We start from the raw sequence: 17,500 nt of genomic DNA on the forward strand, positions 1-17,500 counted from the left end.
CCGAATTGAACAGCACTGTTATTCGTCTTTCCTAAATAAGTTTTTCCAATGTTCTACTTCATCGGAATTCAAAATTCTATCTTCGAATTCTTCGGCATCAAGTTTGGAAGGAGAAATCTTCGCGATGACAATTGTGGCGAAATCCTCGGAAGTGATCGGATTGGCTCCCCATTTTTTTGCGTGAAAAAAAATCTCTTTATCCGAACTGACCACTTCGATTTCAAAAGGGCGAATATTTGTTCGAACAAATTCCTTAATCACATCGTCCGCCTTTCTGTCATGACTAAAATACACATTTAGTTTTCCAAAAGTTTCCTGAAAGATTTCGCTACCGACTTCTTTTTTTCCGTCGAAGAAAACGTGAAAGGTTTGCTCCTTCTTTTTTTGGGAGTATGACTCGATCAGTTCCAAAAGTCCTTGTCTGGCTTCTAAAAGCCGATTTCGAACCATACATTCTTCCAAATCGGGGAATTTATAGATCAGATTGAAACCGTCAATTGCCACTTGAGAAGACATGGAATTGTAGTGACCAGAATTCTATTCTCGTAAATACTGTAAACCAACCTTTCCAAGGAGGTTATGAGTAAAATGGCTGATTCCGAACATCATTCGGTCCGGGTCAACAAATTTAACATTTGGCATTTCTATCTTTGGTTTCGAGCGTTGCCAGGTTCGGGAAGAGATTTATTCCTTCTGCCTATCGCGGCTTTGGATGTTTTTCTACTTTTGACCTATAATTCGTATAATGAAATTCTTCCGAGAGAACTGTATGTCTATGTGATCGGATTTGATTTTTTTGTCTTAGTAGTTTGGGTAATGGAGCTCATCTCTAAGTTCAGAAAATCTAAAGAGCCAGGAACATTTTTCTCGATGAATTGGTATGAAATCGTAGGAGTGATTCCGTTTTATTTTCTTCGTCCTTTTTTACTTTTGAGAGGAATGAAAATTCTGATCGCATTTTATAAGTTAGGTCAGTCCGGACAAAACCTAAGCGACATCGTTACCAGAGAAATTACGTTCCGATTTAGAGATGTGATTGTGGACACAATTGCAGACGCCGTATTTCTGCATTCTTTGGAAAGAGTGAAAGAAGTGATGGTTCGCTTGGATTATAGCCAACTGGCTAAAAAGGCTTTTGAACTTCATCAAGACCAATTCAACATAAAAGTCAACGAGGCACTTAAATCTAAGTTTTTGTTAGGCGAACTCTCTAGAATTCCTTTTATGGGAGAGATTTCCAAACGACTTGGAGAAGATATCAGTTTGATGATTACCGAAATTTTGGAAAACCAAGTTACCGGAGAAATCATGAAGCAGATTACGGAAGCTATTTTGAAAGAAATGGCAAACCACGTAAAAAAATTACCGATCGAAAGAATCACAAGGCCATTAGAAGTGGAACCTGCAGTCGAACCGCAATTGGAAAATGAATTCAAAGAAGAAGAGCCGGAGGCTGTTTCCGAAGAAAAACCTTTTCCGAATTAATTTTAAAATATAGTTGAAAAGTTATTTCAGATACAATTCGGCTATTTTGAAGTAGGCCCAAATCGCTCAAAATGGTTTTGACCGAATCCGAGTAAAACATCTAATTTTAGATTTTTTACTCATAGGGTTTTATAAAAAACACTTGCGATTCTATTTCGAACATTTAAAATTTTTTAACAGAAAGGAGTTGTTATGAAATCCGTAGAAACCTGGTTTAGCGAATACTCAGAAAGCCATCAAAATCCCGTCAATAAAAACATACACTGGATCTGTGTTCCGTTGATTTACTTTACTGTCATCGGCCTTTTTTGGTCGATCCCGGTACCTTCTTTGTTTCAGTCTGTCCCTTACTTAAATTTTGCGACGATCGCGCTTGTTCTATCGCTTGCATTTTACGTACAACTTTCGCCTATGTTGGCTCTGGGAATGCTGATTTTAAGTTCTTTGATGATTTATCTGATTGTTCTTCTTCAAGGAACTGTTTTCCCGATAATATTCGGAACTTATTCTTATGGCATTTTGGAACTTTCGATTACGATTTTTATTTTAGCTTGGATCGGGCAATTTATCGGACATAAGATCGAAGGTAAAAAACCTTCTTTCTTTAAAGATCTTCAGTTTTTACTGATCGGCCCGATTTGGTTGCTTGGATTTATTTATCAAAAATTAAAAATCGCTTATTGATTTTTTTCTTCCTTGTTCGAGACCCGACCGTAGAAAGCCGACTTTTCGGATCGACTGCAAATGTGGTCTCAAACATCGGAAAATTCGGAGTTACCAAAAAGAAAATGCCCAAGGAAATCCAATGCCAAAGATAGTGAATCATGAAAAATACAAAACGGAAATTCTATCCAAGTGTGTGGATATTCTCGCGAGAAAAGGATATTCTGCGGTTTCAATGAGAGAAATTGCGACCGAACTCGAAGTTTCAACAGGGACTTTATATCATTACTTTGCGACAAAAGAGGATATATTTAAAGAATTGGTAAAGTTTCTTCTGAACAAGGATATCGAAGAAATTCAACTCTACTCCAAAGGAAATCTAGGACAAGCTCTTGAATCCAAAGTTGAATCTCTTTTCCAAATGATTCAAGATAGAGAAGCCTACTTCCAAAATCTTCTTTATATTATCTGCGACGCTTCTCGATTGAAAAATCACGAAGAAGAGAAATCATTGATCGCGGATGCGATGAAAGAATACGCAGATATCATTTCGAAACATTTCGGTATTACAAATCCCGCTTTGAATCGGATTCTAATCAGTGTAATTTTAGGGACCGTAATTCAAAGAATCGTGGACGAAGATGGGATTAACCTTTCTGATAGTTCCGAAATCATAAAAGACTTCCTGTCGATCCTTCTTTCCAACTCGTTCACATTTTGACGTCTTTAGTAGATTCTGTAGCGTTCTTTCACCGCTTTGATCTCTTTGGAAATTCGGTTTTGATTCCAACGTAGATATTTTGCCAAGGAACGAACGAGTTTAGTTGTTTCTTTCTCTTCCGGCAAACCTGGAACACCCACACCGGATCTGCGAAAGAAAAAATCTGTCGCAAAACGGATATCTTCTCTATTTGCAATGAATCGAACTTCGCTTTCAAAGAACTTTTCTCCGTTTTGGAGTGTATAAAATTCTTCTTTGGAAGAGCACTTCTCAAGAATTTGATACGCCTGCAAACCGTAGCGAAACGCTATCGTCTCGATTGATTCTCCGCTTAATTTTGGAAATCTTTTTGCGAGTTCCTTTGTAAAAGAAAGTAGATCTGAATAATTTCCCGTGGAAGGAGGAGTCACTGAAGTTTCGCAAGCGCTAAAATTTCCGGGAAGATAATCGGCGACTTTATTCACTACCGCTTCTCCCACGCTGCGGCTTGTCGTGTATTTACCTCCCATCGCCGTAAAAAATCCGGGAAAACCGGATTCCTTATGATCGAAAATTTCCGTCTTCCTGGATGCGTTGTAGGTGGATTTTGTCTCTCCCGGATCTTCTACAAGCGGTCTTAAACCGCCGTAATAAAAATCTACGTCGTTCAAGGTCAGGTCCGTGTACCCAAAAGAATAGTTGATTTCGCTTAATAATTCTTCGATATCTTTTTTTGTAACTCGAAACCTGTCCGGACTATCTATATACTCTGTGTCGGTAGTTCCGATGATTGTTTTATTTCTCCACGGAATGATAAAAAGATGTGTACCGTCTTTTTTTTTCGTCACCAAAGTTTTATCTCCGCAGATTTTTCTCGTAACTATGTGAATTCCCTTGGATCTCACAAGATGTTTGTCGATCTCAACGCCGGCAAGGGATTCAACAATGTCTGCCCAAGGCCCGGCGGCGTTTACAACAGACTTGGTCTGAAACGAGATTTCTTTTCCGGAAATTTTGTCTTTTGCGATTATCGTATATAAGGAATCGGTGGAACGGGTAATGGAAGTTACTTCGGTATAATTTTTTGCCTCGGCTCCTCTTTCTCTCGCAGAGAAAATAAACTCGCAGGTATGCCTTTCCGGATTGATATTCAGATAATCGTAATATAAATAAGAACCCTTCAATTTGTCTCGTTTGATCGTGGGAGATTCCATGGTAGTCTGTTCTTTGGAAAGAAAGCTATATTTTGGAATCAATCGATCTTTGGAAATGTTCACATTTCGATCGTAGGAAAGTGCGTTATACATCTCCATTCCCACTTTCAAAACGAATCTTTCGATATTGGAATAAATCGGAACCAAAAACCCCATTGTTTGAACTGCTTGCGGAGTAATTCTTGCAAGAATTGCCCTTTCACGAAGAGATTCTCTCACAAGTCCCAATTCAAAATTCTTTAAATATCGCAAACCTCCGTGAATCATTTTCGATGTGGCTTGACTTGTTCCTGAAGCGTAATCGTTTTTTTCCAAAAGAATAGATTTCATTCCTCTCAAAGTAGAATCCCAAAGAACGTGTGCTCCCGTGATTCCTCCTCCGATCACTAACAAATCATATACGAACGAGCTTGGAGGTTTGGCTGATCGAATGTTGGAAGGAAATTTTTTATTCTTGGACATAAAGATATTGATTTCTAAAAAATAGTTAGGGTCAATCGCTTTTAGATGGAGTGTAATAAGATTAATGATTTTATGATTTGAAATCTTATTTTTTTAATCGACCAGAGACGATTTCAATTGATTCGGTATTTTCGTTTGAATCGTGTTAGACATCGATAGAATTTCGAAGCTTAGAAAGAACGAACAGCATCGTTTTTTCGAATTTCATCAAAGGTGGGATTAAGGATCAGTTTTTAAGGACGGATTTTAGATATTCTGTTGCGAAATCGGATTGAGTTCTCATTCTTGTGCATCGAAAGACTTTTTATTTATGATCATTCGGAGACTTTAGAACTATGTTTTATACGGAACTCAATTCTAAAATTGATTATTCAAGGGATGGGCTCAGATGGAACGCCTGGGGTGCTTATGGCCAGGACTTTTTCAGAGTGGGACAGATGCAGGAAATTCTTGCGTTTCTCTCAGATGAACTTCGTATCTCCGAAATTCGAAAGACTCCTCCGACTTCTTTGGAAGAAATTACGCTTCCGAAATCCTCCTTTACTCAGACTCAGATTCGAGAATTGAGTAAGATTAGCGGGGTCAAACATTTCTCTGTAGAAAGAAGAGAAAGAATTTTCCATTCCGCGGGTAGAAGTTATTACGACGTTCTAAGGCTTTCGTTCAACACTCTCAAAAACTTCGTAGACGGAGTCATCTATCCAAGTAAGGAGTCCGAAGTTTTTAAAATTTTAGAATATTGTTCTAAAAACAATATCACCGTAATTCCATACGGAGGCGGTTCCTCCGTTGTGGGAGGATTGGAAGTTGTCAAAGGTAAGGGACAAAAAAGCGCACTTTCCTTGGATATGACTCGGATGAATTCTTTTTTATCTCTCGACGAAGAAAGTCATCTTGCTACGTTCCAAGCGGGAATTTATGGGCCAAAACTCGAAGAATCTTTAAACGACAAAGGATTTACTCTCGGTCATTTTCCCCAGTCTTTCGAATATTCTACGTTAGGCGGTTGGATCGCCGCACGAAGTGCTGGACAACAATCCAATCGTTATGGAAAGATCGAAGAAATTCTCACAAGTTTAAAGTTGATCACTCCTATGGGTACCGTGGAAACATTGAGAGATCCGGCTTCTTCCACCGGTCCGGAGTTGAATCGGATCTTTGCGGGAAGCGAAGGTTTGCTTGGAATCATTACCGAAGCAACGATCAAGGTCCACAGACTTCCGGAAACGAGAAAGTATTTCGGAATCGTATTTCAAAATTTTTCGATTGGAGTCGACTTTATTCGGGAAGTCAATCACAGAGAAATCCCTACTTCCATGATCCGTCTTTCCGATAAAAACGAAACCCGTCTTTATCAAACGTTAGGTAGTCTCGGTAAAAAGAACACTCCGGTCCGTTGGGTCAAAAATCGAATTCAAAATCAGATCTTACAATGGAAATCTCTAGGGGAAGACAAGTGTGTGATTCTTCTTGGTCTCGACGGAACTAAGGAAGACGTTTCTCAAAATTTCTCCAAGATCAAACCGATCATTCGTAAATATCGCGGTCTTTATGCGGGAACTCGTTTGGGAGAACAATGGATCCATTCTAGATACAATATGCCGTTCTTACGCAATCACTTGATGGAAAACGGAATTGGGGTGGATACGATGGAAACTTCCACGACCTATGATCGTGTTTTGCGTCTTCATCAGGAAGGAATCGCTTCTCTGGAAAAATCGATTCCTGGTTCAATCGCGATGTGTCATATTTCTCATAGCTATCACGAAGGCGCTTGTCTCTACTACACGATCATCTTTCCGATGGATGAGAAAAAGCCCGCAGACCAGTGGTTCAAAATGAAGCGAATGGTTTCGGAAACATTCTTTCAAAACGGGGCTCCGATCTCTCACCACCACGGTGTCGGTTTCGATCATAAAACTTGGTATGAAAAGGCGACTTCCAAACCGGCCTTACTCGGACTGAGAGCCTTCAAAAAGGAAATCGATAAAAAGGAAATTTTGAATCCGGGAAAGGTGTTTCACTGAGATCTTAAAATTCAAAAAGAGCAAAATAAATTCATTGGCGTATCTAATATTAAAATATACTAATGAATTAAAAAGAGAAAAATAAGCCCATTTTTTGAGATTAGAATCTTGTTACGATCTTGGTTTTGAGACAGATATTCTAATCTACAGAAATATAGGCCGTCTTCTTTCCAAGATGGACCTCATACCTTCTTGACCGTTTTTGGAAAATACCGCTTCCGAAATAAGTTTGACGTCTCTTTCCGAATTGTGTTCCGCAAAAAATCGAATCGGATCGCGCAAGGATACCTTAATTCCAATCACAGAACCGATCGCCATGTCCTTAAACGGATCGCAGTATTTGCGTGCACGCACCATCAAGTCTTCCGAGGAAGAAGAGATTGCGTCGATGAGACCGATCTCCAATGCTTCCTCCGCTTTTAATCCTTTTCCTGAATATAAAAGATCCCGAGCTTTTGTGATCCCTACGATTTCTTTGAGCATAAAACCTGGAACCGCGGGAAAGTTGATTCCGATCTGAGATTCTGGAAAACCGATCCTTCCTTTTTTTTCAACCATGATTCTATAATCGGAAAAAATCGCAAGTACCGCTCCCAATCCCATAGCATGCCCATTCATAGCACAAATCACGGGTCTTTCTAAGAATAGATATTTAGAAGCCGTATCCAAGGCAAGATGCAGAACTTCTTGAATTTGTTCCGAGGTTTTTCCGACAAAAATTTCCGGATTAAAACCGTTCGAGAAAAACTTTTCGTTTTTAGAAGTCAAGATGACTGCTTTGATCGTCGGATCCTTGTTAATAGCGTCTAACTTTGCGGAAATCGTTTTGAAAAAATCCCCATTTAATGAATTTACTTCGTTGGTTTCAATGTATAGTTCAAGAATATGATTATTTCTAATTTCGGAAAGCATCTTTACTCCTATTGTTTTCAATTGAATTCGAATTCTTTCCCGAGTTCTGAAAAAAAAGAATTCAATGGTTCGATCCTGGATTCTTCCAAATTGATGGATGAAAGAATGTTGTAAACCGTGATCTTTGTCATTTAAAACTGAAATTTAGAATCCGGAATCGTTTCGGAAAGAACGATTTTTTTCATTTTAATTTCTATCTTATTCTGATCCAGATTTGTTTTCGGTTCAACGATTCTTGTAATCGTGATTTTCGGCGGAAAAGAAACCGTTCCTTGAACTTTCGTGATTGCTTTGAGATTGCTTTTTTTGGAGAGAAGTTCCACGGAGCTGATTCCAAAATCCGTCATCCAGAATGTGATATCTTCTCCCGGTTTTTTAACGAGGATCGCCCTTTCGGAAAGATTCACAAAAGTCGGATCGGTTCCCGCAAGGCCGGAACTGTTGTTGGATAAAAGAGAATATAAAACGGGAAATGGAATCGTGGATTGTTTTTTACCGCTCGGATCTTTAAAAAGAATATCCCCCATCGGAAAAATCTGAGTCTCGCTGTTTGCCGTTTTGATATGAATCGAGTTTCCATCCGTATATACTTTGGAAACGATCATTCCGAAGAAAGGATCGGAAAGTTCGATGTACATTTTTCCGGAAAGTTTATCGTAAAGGATTTTTCCATTTGCGGAAAAACTTTCCTTTTTCGGAATAAAGTTTTCGATCCGCATAGAAAATTCGCCCGAGTAAGAAGAATTTTTCGTTTCTAAATCTCGGACGGATTTTAAAACGCGGGCGGCTTCTGGGCTTTTAGAAGAAAGGAATTTCAGATTTCCTTTGTCCGGAAAGGAAATCTCTTCGATTTGAGCCGTGGTACATTTGCCAAGAATCAAAAGAGATATTAGAATATTAGAATGTAATTTGAATTTCATGACCGATCGAATTTTCTCTTCTTATTTATTGTTTCGATTTTCCCGAACTTTCGGGAGAACCAGTTGGTAATTTTTTTTGGATTCTGGAAATGTCTTCCTTCTTCTTGAAAAGTTTGAGACTTTTTTCCCAATAGGCGACAGCGTTTGCGAATTGGTTCTTTTCCTTATAAACGTCTCCGATATGTTCTAAAATGACCGGGTCTTCTTCTCCCTTATCTTTTAGAATCTGGTACGCAAGCTGTAGATGCAGGAGCGCTTCGTCATGATTTCCCAGTTTGAAAAAAATCCATCCCAGACTGTCCTGATACGCTTCGTTATCCGGTGCGAGCTCAACGGCTCTCTGAACGAGCAAGAGAGATTCGTTCAAACGGATTCCTTTTTCGGAAAGATAATACCCCAAATAGTTATAAGCGATCGGATTTCCCGGATCGATCTCGATGAATTTTTTCAGATCCTTCTCCATGGATTCCTGTTGTTCTAGTTTTTCATGAACGGAAGCCCTATAGAAGTAATAGGCGCCGTTTCCGGGATCGGTCTCGATTGCAGTATTCAATTCTTCTAATGCTTCTTTGTACTTTTCGCGGGAAGCCAAAACGATTCCAAGCAAATATCTCGCATAGGCCATTTCCGGATGAGCTTGAAGAACGTTCCGAATGATAGCCTCGGCTTCCTCTTGCTTTCCGGGAGGATTTGCCCTGAGTAGATACGCAAGATGCAACTGAAATTTGAGTTTTTCTTCCTCTTTGTGCGCGTTTTCAACCGCTTTTCTGGACATCAAGATTGCGCGATATACATAACCGGATTGTTCGTGACAGGACGCGAGAAAATCATAAATCTCTGCGTCGCTCCATTCGGAAGTTTTGTCCGGAATCGCTAACGCTCTTTGTGCAGTTCTTTCCGCGAGTTCGAACTGTTGCATTCCGAACACGAGTTCCGAAACTTCTCTAAGTTCTCTTAGATACAAGGAAGCATTTTTTTCTTTTTCATACACATCCAACATCGCCAAACGAACCGCTAAGCGACCCGGAAATTTTTCTTTTATAGGAAGAAGCAATTTCTTCGCTTCCGAGTATTTCCCAAGAAAAACGAGATAAAGACCTTCCAAAACGCTTTCTTTCGGAATTTTGGAATTCTGATTGAGAATATTAAAATATTCGAATGCCGCCACCCTACTCTCGATGAAATACATTTCCGCCAGGAGGTGTTCCACCGAGGAAGAAAGGTTTTTTTTCGTTTTTATAATTTTGTTCAGTTCCTTTCTCGCAGAGGAGAATTTACCTAGCTGATTCCAGGTTTTGGCGAGAGTCAACCTTGCGGGAATATCGCCTGGATTTCGATGAAGATAAGAACTTAAAAAATAAAGCGCTTTTTTAAATTGGCCGTTCGCGAAATACATTTCACCCAAAGACTTATCTACAAACGATCTGTATTTCGGATTTCCTTCCCGATTTCGAATCGAATCGCTGAGTGATGTTAGATACAAAATCGCTCTCGGATAGTTTTTAAGTTCTTGATTGAGAGAGCCCAAGAGATAAAGAAAATCGGAATCGTCCGAAAAACGACTCAGATTTGTTTCCAGATAGTCACTCGCCTTTTGGAATTCTCCCGAACGAATGAGAATTCTGACCTTTAAAAGATAACCGTCTCTGAAACTGGGATCGGAAAAAATGACCGCATCCGCTTCTTTCTCCGCTTTTTCGAATTGTCCCAGAAAAAAATGGACGCTCGCTTTGGCCGCTCTGGACACGGGAGAAACTTGTCTTTTGAGAGCTATTGAACAATGAATATATCGATCGTAATATTCCACGGACTCTTCGTAAACTTTTCTAGATTTTTCTTGAGAAGGAATTTTCGCGGCTTCCGCTTGCCGTTCAAACGCAAGAGAAAGAAAAAACTCCGGAGCGACTAACGATCCCGAATACTCGCATTCGGATTGAGAAAAAATCGAAATCGGAAAAAAGAAGAATAGGAAAGTCAAATACCAAGGGAAAACGGAATAGAAACAAGAAAGTCGACTCTGTATGGTTTTATTATTTGCTTGATTCATTCAGGTAACGAGACAGATTTGAAAAGAATGTTCCGTTTGTTAGGAATCATTCCGTTCATAGGTCCGGAATTTCATTTTGTAGTCAATCCATTCAGGAGTCGAATCAATTTTCCAATGCCGGAGAGTTTGAAACTTTGTTAACTTACATTCGAGAAAATCGGAGGTACGTCCTGTTCCTACTTTTTGTCTGGGTGATCGCGGCCGCATGGATTCTTCCCAATCGATACAAGCTACTGAGTAAACTTGCCCTGGTGATTCAACCTCCCGGCTATGATCCCAAAATTGCGGGAGAATTTATCGAAAAGGGAGACTCGATTTTGCAACAAAAAGTCGCTTATCAAGATTTAGGAGAAAGAATTCCCGATTTGGAAATAATGCGGGAAGCCTGTCTTTATTATTATTCTTTGAGTGAAAGGGATCGTGTTTTATACAGACCCGCTTGGACGGACTCCATGTCGATTTGGAGATTCAAAGATGCCGGAATGGATGAAGAATCCGATGGGAAAAAACTTTCTTCCAAAACTAAATCCAGAAATCCGATTACGGGAAGTTTTAATCCGGGAGAGTATTGGAAGGCGGTTTCTCCGAACGTACTCGAAGCGTTGGACTATTACAAAAGGGCTTTGAATTTTTCAGGCCCCGACTTGAGCGTTCCTAAAAAAATCGAAAAAGCCGCCTTAGCCGTTTGTCGCTCTGAAGAAGTTCTTCTTGCATACGCAGACTATATTCGAAATACCGAAGAGACGGTTCGGCTTAGGATGGAAAATACGAAAAAATCAAAATCGTTTTTCTCATGCAATCAAGTCGAAAATCAACCCAACCTACTCACTGAAAAGCAAAATCAGATGAGAGTTTGGTCTCAGATCAAATCCAATTCTTTTGTGATCGATCCGGAAAGAAATTTCAAAGTCAGCGCAAATGATTTTAAAAAGGCTCTCAATCTTCTCGCATTCGGGATCTATAAAACGGGACTTAATTCGATCTCTCCTTTGGAAGCGGATGGGATTTTAGAAAAGTTGCTCTTTTTTTCCGATCCCGGTACGGTCGAGTATGACGAATTACTAATGAAGAGAGGAATGCTCAATTATCAACTCGGAAAAAGAGATCCTTCTTTTTTGAACAAAGCGATCTTTTATTTTAGCGAGGTTTCCAAATCGAACCTCTTAGAAAAAGGTCCCGTTTTTGAATCCGGACTGATGATTGCGCGCGCAGAGATTCGCAGGGGACAACTCGACGGCGCTTTGTCGGAATTACAACAACTCGAAACGACACTGTATACAATTGATAAGGCCTATCGAGTCACGGGCAGTGGAAGAAACGATCTTGTGGAGGATCGTAAAAAACTTCTCAGGTACGTTCTTAGAAAAAAAGGAAGATACGAAGAAGCGGACGAACTTTATGTCGAAGAAGATTCGTTATTTTGATTATAACGCGACCCATCCTCCATTTCAAGAGGTTCTCTTAGAAGTTCAAAAGGATTATCTTTCCGACTTTTATAATCCGTCGGGCGCTACCCGATTTTCGTTGGCTAGACAAGGGAAGATAGAATCCGCTCGAAAAACTCTGGAGGAATACGCGGGTAAACCTGCAAAGGAATTCGTTTTTTCTTCCACAGGAACCGAAGCGAATCACCTACTCGCACACGCAATTCGAGGAAAATTTTCCGGTTCCGCGATTGTATCTTCTTTGGAACATTCTTCCATGTATTCTGCTCTTGAGTTCGCGGGTTTTGATTTTCGAAAAATCCGTTCCTTAAAAAACGGTGAGATCGATCTAAATCATCTTGAGGAACTTTTAAAAGAACAACCCGCTTCCGTTTTTATACTTCACGTCGCGAACGAATCCGGAGTGATTCAGCCCATCGAAAAAGTTTCCGAACTTTCTCGGAAATATTCCGTTTCGCTTTTTTCGGACCTCATGCAGTCCTTCGGCAAATGGAAAGTTCCTTTTCCGCTTCTGGACGGATTTACCTTTTCCGGCCATAAAATCGGAGCGGGGATGGGAGCTGCGGGAACTTGGATCCGCTCCGACTTGGTTTCCGATAAGGAATTTGCTATCTTTCGTGGAGGAAACCAGGAAAACAATCATAGGGCCGGAACAGAAAACTCCCCTTCTATATTAGCACTTTCTGAAGTACTAAAACATAGGCTTCCGGAACAAAAACAAAAAAACAAAACCCTAAAAAGTTTTCAGACCCAAATCGAAACTGTCTTGGAAGAATGTGGTTGCAAACTGATCGGAAAAGAAGTGTCTCGAATTCCTACGACCTCTTTTTGTATTCTTCCGACTGAAGACGTGGATTTTTTTATGATGGGAATGGAAGAAGCGGGTTTTGTGGTTTCCACCGGATCTTCTTGTAAGTCCAGATCCAGAGAACCGGCTCCGTCCCTTTTGTCCATGGGTTTTTCGAAGGAAGAAGCATTACGCGCCATTCGAATTTCCACGGGTTGGTTTACGACCCAAGAAGAGGTGGACGAACTTTGTGTTCATATCCAAAAAGTTTTGAAAGCTTTATTGGATGACCTCTAAAATCCGAAAACACCCTTCCCAAAAACCGCAAACGCAAACGCAAAGATCAAGAGAATTCCAAATCAAATCTTTTTCATCGGATTGTTGAAATTCAATCGACATACGATGTAAAAACATTCTTAACAATAAGATATTTCTTTGCGGTTTAAAGAATGATAAAACGCGGTTGCCATTCCCTTCTTTTCCACCAGCGTTTCCTTACTCGTTTTAAGGCAAACAATGAAGATCCATTTAAAACTTACAATCTCACTTCTATTTTTACTCATCTCTACATAATAGAGTGTCTAAAATTCTGCGTCTAAACGTGGGATTTGTGCTCAAATTAACAGTACTCTATTTTATAAGAATCAGTAAGTGTTGCCTTTGCGTCTAACTGCGGGGTTGCGTTGACTTCGGAAAGGACGATTAAAATTTCTCCCAAAACGGAAACAGAAATTTTTAGACTCAATCTGCTTTACGGAGCATCCAAGAACCTCTACGGAATCAATGTAGGACTTCTAAACTATATCAAAGAAAATCTGGTTGGTTTTCAGATTGGAGGTGTAAACGTTGTGGACGGCAAAGCTTATGCAGCACAAATCGGTCTCTTCAATCAATCCGAAGGAGGGTTCACGATCCAAATCGGAGCAGTGAATAAGGTTGAAAGCACAACTATGGAGGCAAGGGCGTGAAGATAGGACTTTTGAACAGCAGCCCGAGAGGAATTGGTTTGAGCGATCAATACCGGCGAAGAAGGCAACTTTCTAATCGGAATCCTGAGCTTCTGTGAGTATGGTTTTCCTTCCGTAATGATCGGTTTAAATTATTGTTGGCAACTAGGCCCGTTTTAACTCTTAAAATTTATATTTTACAGTATGTTCCGAAGCTGAATCTACTTTATCACAGTGGGTTGTTGAGGAATTTTTCCTTTTATAGTTTTTACTTTGTGAAGTTTGGATCCATCCCATCGATAATAAGTAGTTTTTCTTATAGTTACGTTATGTGCTTCTGTTCCGTCTTGGTTATACTTTGGTTCGTGTGATTTTTCATTATAAAGCGATTCTTCGTTCTTCGATTCTGTCACGATCAATTCGTCGATCTGTATTCCAATATCTTCGGGATGAGTAGTGCTTCGGAAAAGACATTCGGTATTACAAATGGCTCCTTTTTTCAGTAAAGTTTTTACAAATTCACTATTTTTGTAATCCACTGCAATTGTCAGGGGAGAATTAAAATAAAAGATGCTTTGGTTGACGTCAACACTTGGACTCGATTTGCGAATCGATTCATCCATTTCATATTTCCCTGGCAAGCCGATTCAAAGAACGCCGAATTGATCTGCCTTTGGGAAAGCTTTCGATTGAGAAGATATTCGACAATATCCTGGTTCCCACTATGGATTGCATTTCGGATTGGACTGAGCTCAACGTCGGAAAAAGGAGCATGAATAGTGTCAACATCTGCGGCCCCCTCCACCAAAATTTTTATCAACTCCAGATTTTGATTTTCAATAGCCAAGGTCAGTGGGTTGTAAATATGACCTTCACTGGGAAAGGTAATATTCACATCAGAGCCCTCTTTGATTAGCCTTTTTACAGTAACAGGTATCTCTATTACGAGTGGCCGTTAAAATATCTCCTTCTGCGAATATTGCAAAGGAAATGACAAAAATAAAAAAGAAGTGGAGTTTTGCGAGTGCTATTCTTTGCATTGAAACAGTGTTTTGCGATAAAAATTAACGGTACTCAATTTTATAGAGGTCAGTAGTAAGTCAACGGCCCAAATATCATAAAAATAAGATTCACCTCGATTCAATTGACATTGTTAAAATATTATATTCCATCTTTTGAATCTCATGGTAACGACTGATAGATTTTTTCCGCATAACGATCCGTCATACCCGCCACATAATCACTGATCACGCGGTATAAAGATTCCTCTTCGATTCTTTCTTTGTAAGTATCCGGAACTTTTTCAGGATGTTTTAAAAAATAATCGAATAAGGATTCTATGATTTTTTTTCCATAATCGCTCATACGAACCAAATCCTCGTGACGATAAAGTTTTTCGTACAAAAAGAATTTGAGTTCCCTGAATTTGGAGTCGACTTCTTTCGAAAAAGAAGCGATTCGAATTCCCTGTTTCCATAGACGAATCAGATCTTCCGTGGATTTTACTTGATTCGTTTCCAGTTGAAGGGAAATATTCTGAATCAGATCGGAAACCATGGAATTGGTGAGAGTTCGAATTGCGGTTCGAACCAGAATTTTTTCGCCTACATCCTTGTATTGTTCCTTGCATTCTTCGTAGACTTCTTTCCAAAAGGGATTTTCGGATAAATCACCGAGATGCAGGTAACCCATCTCCCAACCATCTTCAATATCGTGATTCGTGTAGGCGATTTCATCCGAAAGGTCCGCTATCATTCCTTCTAAAGAAGGACCGCTTTCTTTTCTTTCCAAAAGCATCATGGAAGGATCATAATCGGTACCGTGTTTCATCAAACCTTTCAAAGTTTCCCTACATAAGTTCAATCCTGGAAAGTTCGGATATTTCTTTTCGATTGAAGTTACAATTCGAAGAGATTGTTTGTTGTGTTCAAAACCGCCATGATCTTTCATAAGACTAGATAAAATTTCTTGACCTGCATGACCGAAAGGAGTGTGACCTAAATCGTGAGCCAAAGCGATAGATTCGGAAAGATGAGAATTCAGTCCAAGCGCACTTGCGATCGTCCTGGAAAGACCGGCAACTTCGAGAGTATGTGTCATTCGATTTCGATAGTTCTCTCCGACGGAAAAGATAAACACTTGAGTTTTATATTGAAGACGTTTGAACGCACTGGAATGCAGAATCCTGTCTCTGTCCCTTTGAAACGGAAGACGGTAGGAATGTTCTTCTTCTTCGTAAAATCTTCCTCCATTGTTTGTACTGGAAATCGCGTAAGGAGCAAGTCCCACAATTTCTTTTTGGATCAAATCATTTCTGGAAAAATACACGTTTTACAGAATTTTGGAACTTTACCTAAAAGTCCGCCCACTTTTTTTGTTTTGTTTACTGCTATTTTAAACGAGACGTTTTTTACTGTCCTGAAATCCTAAATTCACAAGGCATTTACTGAAGAAATGGAATTTTTAAATATTCTGGTTAATATTTTCTCGGAATACGGATACATTGCCGTCTTTTTAGCGCTCATTCTTTGCGGTTTCGGACTTCCGGTTCCCGAAGACATTTCCTTGGTTTCCGGAGGAGTAATCGCAGGATTCGGCAAAGCAGACCCGCATTTTATGTTTCTCATCGGAATGGCTGGGGTTCTCATCGGAGACAGTTCCGTTTTTTTAATCGGGAGAATTTACGGAGTGCGAGTTCTTCAGATTCCAATGATTTCAAGAATCGTTACTCCCGAACGTTTTACAAAGGTTCAGGATAAAATTTCTCGCTACGGAAACTGGGTCACTTTCATGGCTCGTTTTATGCCGGGTCTCAGAATGCCGATTTATCTCACGGCCGGAACCTCGGATCGAATTTCATTCTATCGTTTTGTAACCCTTGATTTTCTCGCCGCAATCATTTCGGTCCCGGTTTGGGTTTATTTGGGATACTTCGGAGCATATAATTTTGATACTCTGATGCATTGGGTTCACAATGGGCAACTTCTGATTTTCGGAGTTTTGGGAACGGTATTTTTATTGTTCGGAGTCGTCTATTGGATTCGAAAGAAACGTTCTTAGCCTAGAGAATTTCTTTACATCTTCCAGCCATCGGTTATTTTTTGACCAGTTTATGGACATTCTTGCGCAGCCAGTGCTCGTACTGAATGCCGGTTACGTTCCCATCGGGATTCGGTCGGTCAAAGATGCCCTGATTCTGATCATTCTTGAAAAAGCACAACTCATCAAGGATGATAAAAACTTTTTAATCCGCTCCGAAAAACTCAAATTCACCGCGCCTAGAATCATACTTCTCCGAGACTATTACAGAGTTCCTCCCAGAAGAGATCGAGTTTCCAGGGAAAATATTTTTCAAAGAGATAACTATCACTGCGTCTATTGTAGAAAAAAATTCCCAAGTACAAAGCTCACTCTCGACCACGTAATTCCACGGAGTCGGTGGGAACACGTTCCCAAAAAGGAAAGGCCGAAGGAATTCAACTCTTGGGAAAATCTGGTTGCCGCATGCAGACATTGTAACACTCGAAAAGGAAATAAACTTCTCACCGAATTGAAGTGGAACTTACCGGAAGAAAATCGAGTGACACCCAAGTTACGATTTCCACTCTACTCAATATCGGATCAGCAGGCTGAAAAGTTCGGTTGGCGGGAGTATATTTCTTTTTGAAACGTTTTTATATTTCGCTTTTACTTCCAGTATTTTCACTTTTATTCGGTTGTCCCCACTATTCCACAACACGTCTGATATCTACCCCGCCTACTTTGGTCAGTATCGTTCCGATTGCAAGCGGCTACGAACTTAGATTGAGAGCGGGAAACCCCGAACTTCTTTTCAGTGGGTATCGGTTGTATGTGGCAAATACGGAAAATGATTCCAGATTTCCTGCGGAT

Annotated in this window: 18 protein-coding genes and 1 pseudogene (2 of these 19 cut by a window edge); 10 read left to right on the forward strand and 9 right to left on the reverse strand. The window is 40.0% G+C overall.

Features of this window, described 5'->3' with window-relative positions:
• Both LEP1GSC062_RS09915 and LEP1GSC062_RS09920 read right to left on the reverse strand, forming a co-directional pair.
• Window positions 1–16: the 5' portion of an MBOAT family O-acyltransferase gene (locus LEP1GSC062_RS09915; protein WP_020984140.1), read on the reverse strand. The gene continues 1,469 nt to the left of window position 1, outside the view; 16 of the gene's 1,485 nt are visible here — the first part of the coding sequence; it begins with the start codon at window positions 14–16; its stop codon lies beyond the left edge, outside the window.
• A 2-nt stretch (window positions 17–18) separates the two neighbouring features.
• Window positions 19–516 (reverse strand): NYN domain-containing protein, encoded by a 498-nt coding sequence (locus LEP1GSC062_RS09920; protein WP_010578908.1) that lies wholly within the window; start codon window positions 514–516, stop codon window positions 19–21.
• Between the two features lie 72 nt (window positions 517–588).
• Between LEP1GSC062_RS09920 and LEP1GSC062_RS09925 the strand changes: the two genes are divergently transcribed.
• The 3 genes from LEP1GSC062_RS09925 to LEP1GSC062_RS09935 all read left to right on the forward strand — a co-directional run bounded on the left by LEP1GSC062_RS09925 (window position 589) and on the right by LEP1GSC062_RS09935 (window position 2,869).
• The gene (locus tag LEP1GSC062_RS09925; protein ID WP_010578909.1) at window positions 589–1,485 is read left to right on the forward strand and encodes a hypothetical protein; all 897 of its coding nucleotides are present in this window, start codon (window positions 589–591) and stop codon (window positions 1,483–1,485) included.
• A gap of 192 nt (window positions 1,486–1,677) precedes the next feature.
• Window positions 1,678–2,169: an Mpo1 family 2-hydroxy fatty acid dioxygenase gene (locus LEP1GSC062_RS09930; RefSeq protein WP_010578910.1), complete on the forward strand. Its 492-nt coding sequence runs from the start codon at window positions 1,678–1,680 to the stop codon at window positions 2,167–2,169.
• A 121-nt stretch (window positions 2,170–2,290) separates the two neighbouring features.
• Window positions 2,291–2,869 carry a TetR/AcrR family transcriptional regulator gene (locus LEP1GSC062_RS09935; RefSeq protein WP_020984137.1) on the forward strand — a complete coding sequence of 193 codons (579 nt, stop codon included), beginning with the start codon at window positions 2,291–2,293 and terminating at the stop codon, window positions 2,867–2,869.
• A 5-nt stretch (window positions 2,870–2,874) separates the two neighbouring features.
• Here the strand turns inward: LEP1GSC062_RS09935 and LEP1GSC062_RS09940 are convergent, their stop codons facing one another.
• Window positions 2,875–4,524, reverse strand: coding sequence for a glycerol-3-phosphate dehydrogenase/oxidase (locus LEP1GSC062_RS09940; protein WP_020984149.1), 1,650 nt, complete (start codon window positions 4,522–4,524; stop codon window positions 2,875–2,877).
• Between the two features lie 335 nt (window positions 4,525–4,859).
• Here LEP1GSC062_RS09940 and LEP1GSC062_RS09945 point away from each other — a divergent pair, with 335 nt between their 5' ends.
• The gene (locus tag LEP1GSC062_RS09945) at window positions 4,860–6,551 is read left to right on the forward strand and encodes an FAD-binding oxidoreductase (RefSeq protein ID WP_020984165.1); all 1,692 of its coding nucleotides are present in this window, start codon (window positions 4,860–4,862) and stop codon (window positions 6,549–6,551) included.
• Between the two features lie 144 nt (window positions 6,552–6,695).
• Here LEP1GSC062_RS09945 and LEP1GSC062_RS09950 read toward each other — a convergent pair whose 3' ends face one another.
• From LEP1GSC062_RS09950 to LEP1GSC062_RS09960, 3 genes are all read right to left on the reverse strand, one after another.
• A complete protein-coding gene (locus LEP1GSC062_RS09950; RefSeq protein WP_020984150.1) occupies window positions 6,696–7,463 on the reverse strand; it encodes an enoyl-CoA hydratase/isomerase family protein in 768 nt (255 codons plus the stop codon).
• A 131-nt stretch (window positions 7,464–7,594) separates the two neighbouring features.
• Complete coding sequence (locus LEP1GSC062_RS09955; RefSeq protein WP_010578914.1) at window positions 7,595–8,383, reverse strand: hypothetical protein; 789 nt, start codon at window positions 8,381–8,383, stop codon at window positions 7,595–7,597.
• Between the two features lie 25 nt (window positions 8,384–8,408).
• Window positions 8,409–10,430, reverse strand: coding sequence for a tetratricopeptide repeat protein (locus LEP1GSC062_RS09960; protein ID WP_020984135.1), 2,022 nt, complete (start codon window positions 10,428–10,430; stop codon window positions 8,409–8,411).
• Window positions 10,431–10,564: 134 nt separating this feature from the next.
• Between LEP1GSC062_RS09960 and LEP1GSC062_RS09965 the strand changes: the two genes are divergently transcribed.
• The 3 genes and pseudogenes from LEP1GSC062_RS09965 (at window position 10,565) to LEP1GSC062_RS21600 (ending at window position 13,789) form a co-directional block, all read left to right on the forward strand.
• Window positions 10,565–11,854: a hypothetical protein gene (locus tag LEP1GSC062_RS09965; protein WP_010578916.1), complete on the forward strand. Its 1,290-nt coding sequence runs from the start codon at window positions 10,565–10,567 to the stop codon at window positions 11,852–11,854.
• Window positions 11,829–12,959 (forward strand): cysteine desulfurase family protein, encoded by a 1,131-nt coding sequence (locus LEP1GSC062_RS09970; RefSeq protein ID WP_020984142.1) that lies wholly within the window; start codon window positions 11,829–11,831, stop codon window positions 12,957–12,959. Before LEP1GSC062_RS09965 ends, LEP1GSC062_RS09970 begins: the two co-directional genes overlap by 26 nt.
• Window positions 12,960–13,345: 386 nt before the next feature.
• Window positions 13,346–13,789: pseudogene (locus LEP1GSC062_RS21600) on the forward strand (LA_2272/LA_2273 family lipoprotein).
• A 41-nt stretch (window positions 13,790–13,830) separates the two neighbouring features.
• Here LEP1GSC062_RS21600 and LEP1GSC062_RS09980 read toward each other — a convergent pair.
• The 3 genes from LEP1GSC062_RS09980 to LEP1GSC062_RS09990 form a co-directional block, all read right to left on the reverse strand.
• Window positions 13,831–14,232, reverse strand: a complete 402-nt coding sequence (locus tag LEP1GSC062_RS09980) for an ankyrin repeat domain-containing protein (protein WP_020984161.1) — start codon at window positions 14,230–14,232, stop codon at window positions 13,831–13,833.
• Window positions 14,157–14,552 (reverse strand): ankyrin repeat domain-containing protein, encoded by a 396-nt coding sequence (locus tag LEP1GSC062_RS25835; RefSeq protein ID WP_078127309.1) that lies wholly within the window; start codon window positions 14,550–14,552, stop codon window positions 14,157–14,159. The genes LEP1GSC062_RS09980 and LEP1GSC062_RS25835 overlap by 76 nt, the downstream gene beginning before the upstream one ends.
• 239 nt (window positions 14,553–14,791) lie before the next feature.
• A complete protein-coding gene (locus tag LEP1GSC062_RS09990; RefSeq protein ID WP_010578921.1) occupies window positions 14,792–15,937 on the reverse strand; it encodes a deoxyguanosinetriphosphate triphosphohydrolase in 1,146 nt (381 codons plus the stop codon).
• Window positions 15,938–16,063: 126 nt separating this feature from the next.
• Between LEP1GSC062_RS09990 and LEP1GSC062_RS09995 the strand changes: the two genes are divergently transcribed.
• The 3 genes in view from LEP1GSC062_RS09995 to LEP1GSC062_RS10005 are tightly spaced (at most 52 nt apart) and all read left to right on the forward strand, a layout consistent with a single transcriptional unit that may run on beyond the window.
• Window positions 16,064–16,669, forward strand: coding sequence for a DedA family protein (locus LEP1GSC062_RS09995; protein WP_010578922.1), 606 nt, complete (start codon window positions 16,064–16,066; stop codon window positions 16,667–16,669).
• Between the two features lie 52 nt (window positions 16,670–16,721).
• Window positions 16,722–17,276 (forward strand): HNH endonuclease, encoded by a 555-nt coding sequence (locus tag LEP1GSC062_RS10000; protein ID WP_010578923.1) that lies wholly within the window; start codon window positions 16,722–16,724, stop codon window positions 17,274–17,276.
• Window positions 17,273–17,500, forward strand: partial view of an LIC11661 family lipoprotein gene (locus LEP1GSC062_RS10005; RefSeq protein WP_020984139.1) — the 5' portion only. 270 nt of this gene lie beyond the right edge of the window; 228 of the gene's 498 nt are visible here — the first part of the coding sequence; its start codon is at window positions 17,273–17,275; its stop codon lies beyond the right edge, outside the window. The genes LEP1GSC062_RS10000 and LEP1GSC062_RS10005 overlap by 4 nt, the downstream gene beginning before the upstream one ends.

Origin of the sequence: Leptospira alexanderi serovar Manhao 3 str. L 60 (genome assembly GCF_000243815.2) — a bacterium.
Classification (GTDB): Bacteria; Spirochaetota; Leptospiria; order Leptospirales; family Leptospiraceae; genus Leptospira; species Leptospira alexanderi.

Excerpts from the sequence above, each read along its gene's own strand:
- LEP1GSC062_RS09920 (WP_010578908.1), bottom strand. The coding sequence starts at position 516 with ATGTCTTCTCAAGTGGCAATTGACGGTTTCAATCTGATCTATAAATTC.
- LEP1GSC062_RS09925 (WP_010578909.1), top strand. The coding sequence starts at position 589 with ATGGCTGATTCCGAACATCATTCGGTCCGGGTCAACAAATTTAACATT.
- LEP1GSC062_RS09930 (WP_010578910.1), top strand. The coding sequence starts at position 1,678 with ATGAAATCCGTAGAAACCTGGTTTAGCGAATACTCAGAAAGCCATCAA.
- LEP1GSC062_RS09935 (WP_020984137.1), top strand. The coding sequence starts at position 2,291 with ATGCCAAAGATAGTGAATCATGAAAAATACAAAACGGAAATTCTATCC.
- LEP1GSC062_RS09940 (WP_020984149.1), bottom strand. The coding sequence starts at position 4,524 with ATGTCCAAGAATAAAAAATTTCCTTCCAACATTCGATCAGCCAAACCT.
- LEP1GSC062_RS09945 (WP_020984165.1), top strand. The coding sequence starts at position 4,860 with ATGTTTTATACGGAACTCAATTCTAAAATTGATTATTCAAGGGATGGG.
- LEP1GSC062_RS09950 (WP_020984150.1), bottom strand. The coding sequence starts at position 7,463 with ATGCTTTCCGAAATTAGAAATAATCATATTCTTGAACTATACATTGAA.
- LEP1GSC062_RS09955 (WP_010578914.1), bottom strand. The coding sequence starts at position 8,383 with ATGAAATTCAAATTACATTCTAATATTCTAATATCTCTTTTGATTCTT.
- LEP1GSC062_RS09960 (WP_020984135.1), bottom strand. The coding sequence starts at position 10,430 with ATGAATCAAGCAAATAATAAAACCATACAGAGTCGACTTTCTTGTTTC.
- LEP1GSC062_RS09970 (WP_020984142.1), top strand. The coding sequence starts at position 11,829 with ATGTCGAAGAAGATTCGTTATTTTGATTATAACGCGACCCATCCTCCA.
- LEP1GSC062_RS09980 (WP_020984161.1), bottom strand. The coding sequence starts at position 14,232 with ATGGATGAATCGATTCGCAAATCGAGTCCAAGTGTTGACGTCAACCAA.
- LEP1GSC062_RS09995 (WP_010578922.1), top strand. The coding sequence starts at position 16,064 with ATGGAATTTTTAAATATTCTGGTTAATATTTTCTCGGAATACGGATAC.
- LEP1GSC062_RS10000 (WP_010578923.1), top strand. The coding sequence starts at position 16,722 with ATGGACATTCTTGCGCAGCCAGTGCTCGTACTGAATGCCGGTTACGTT.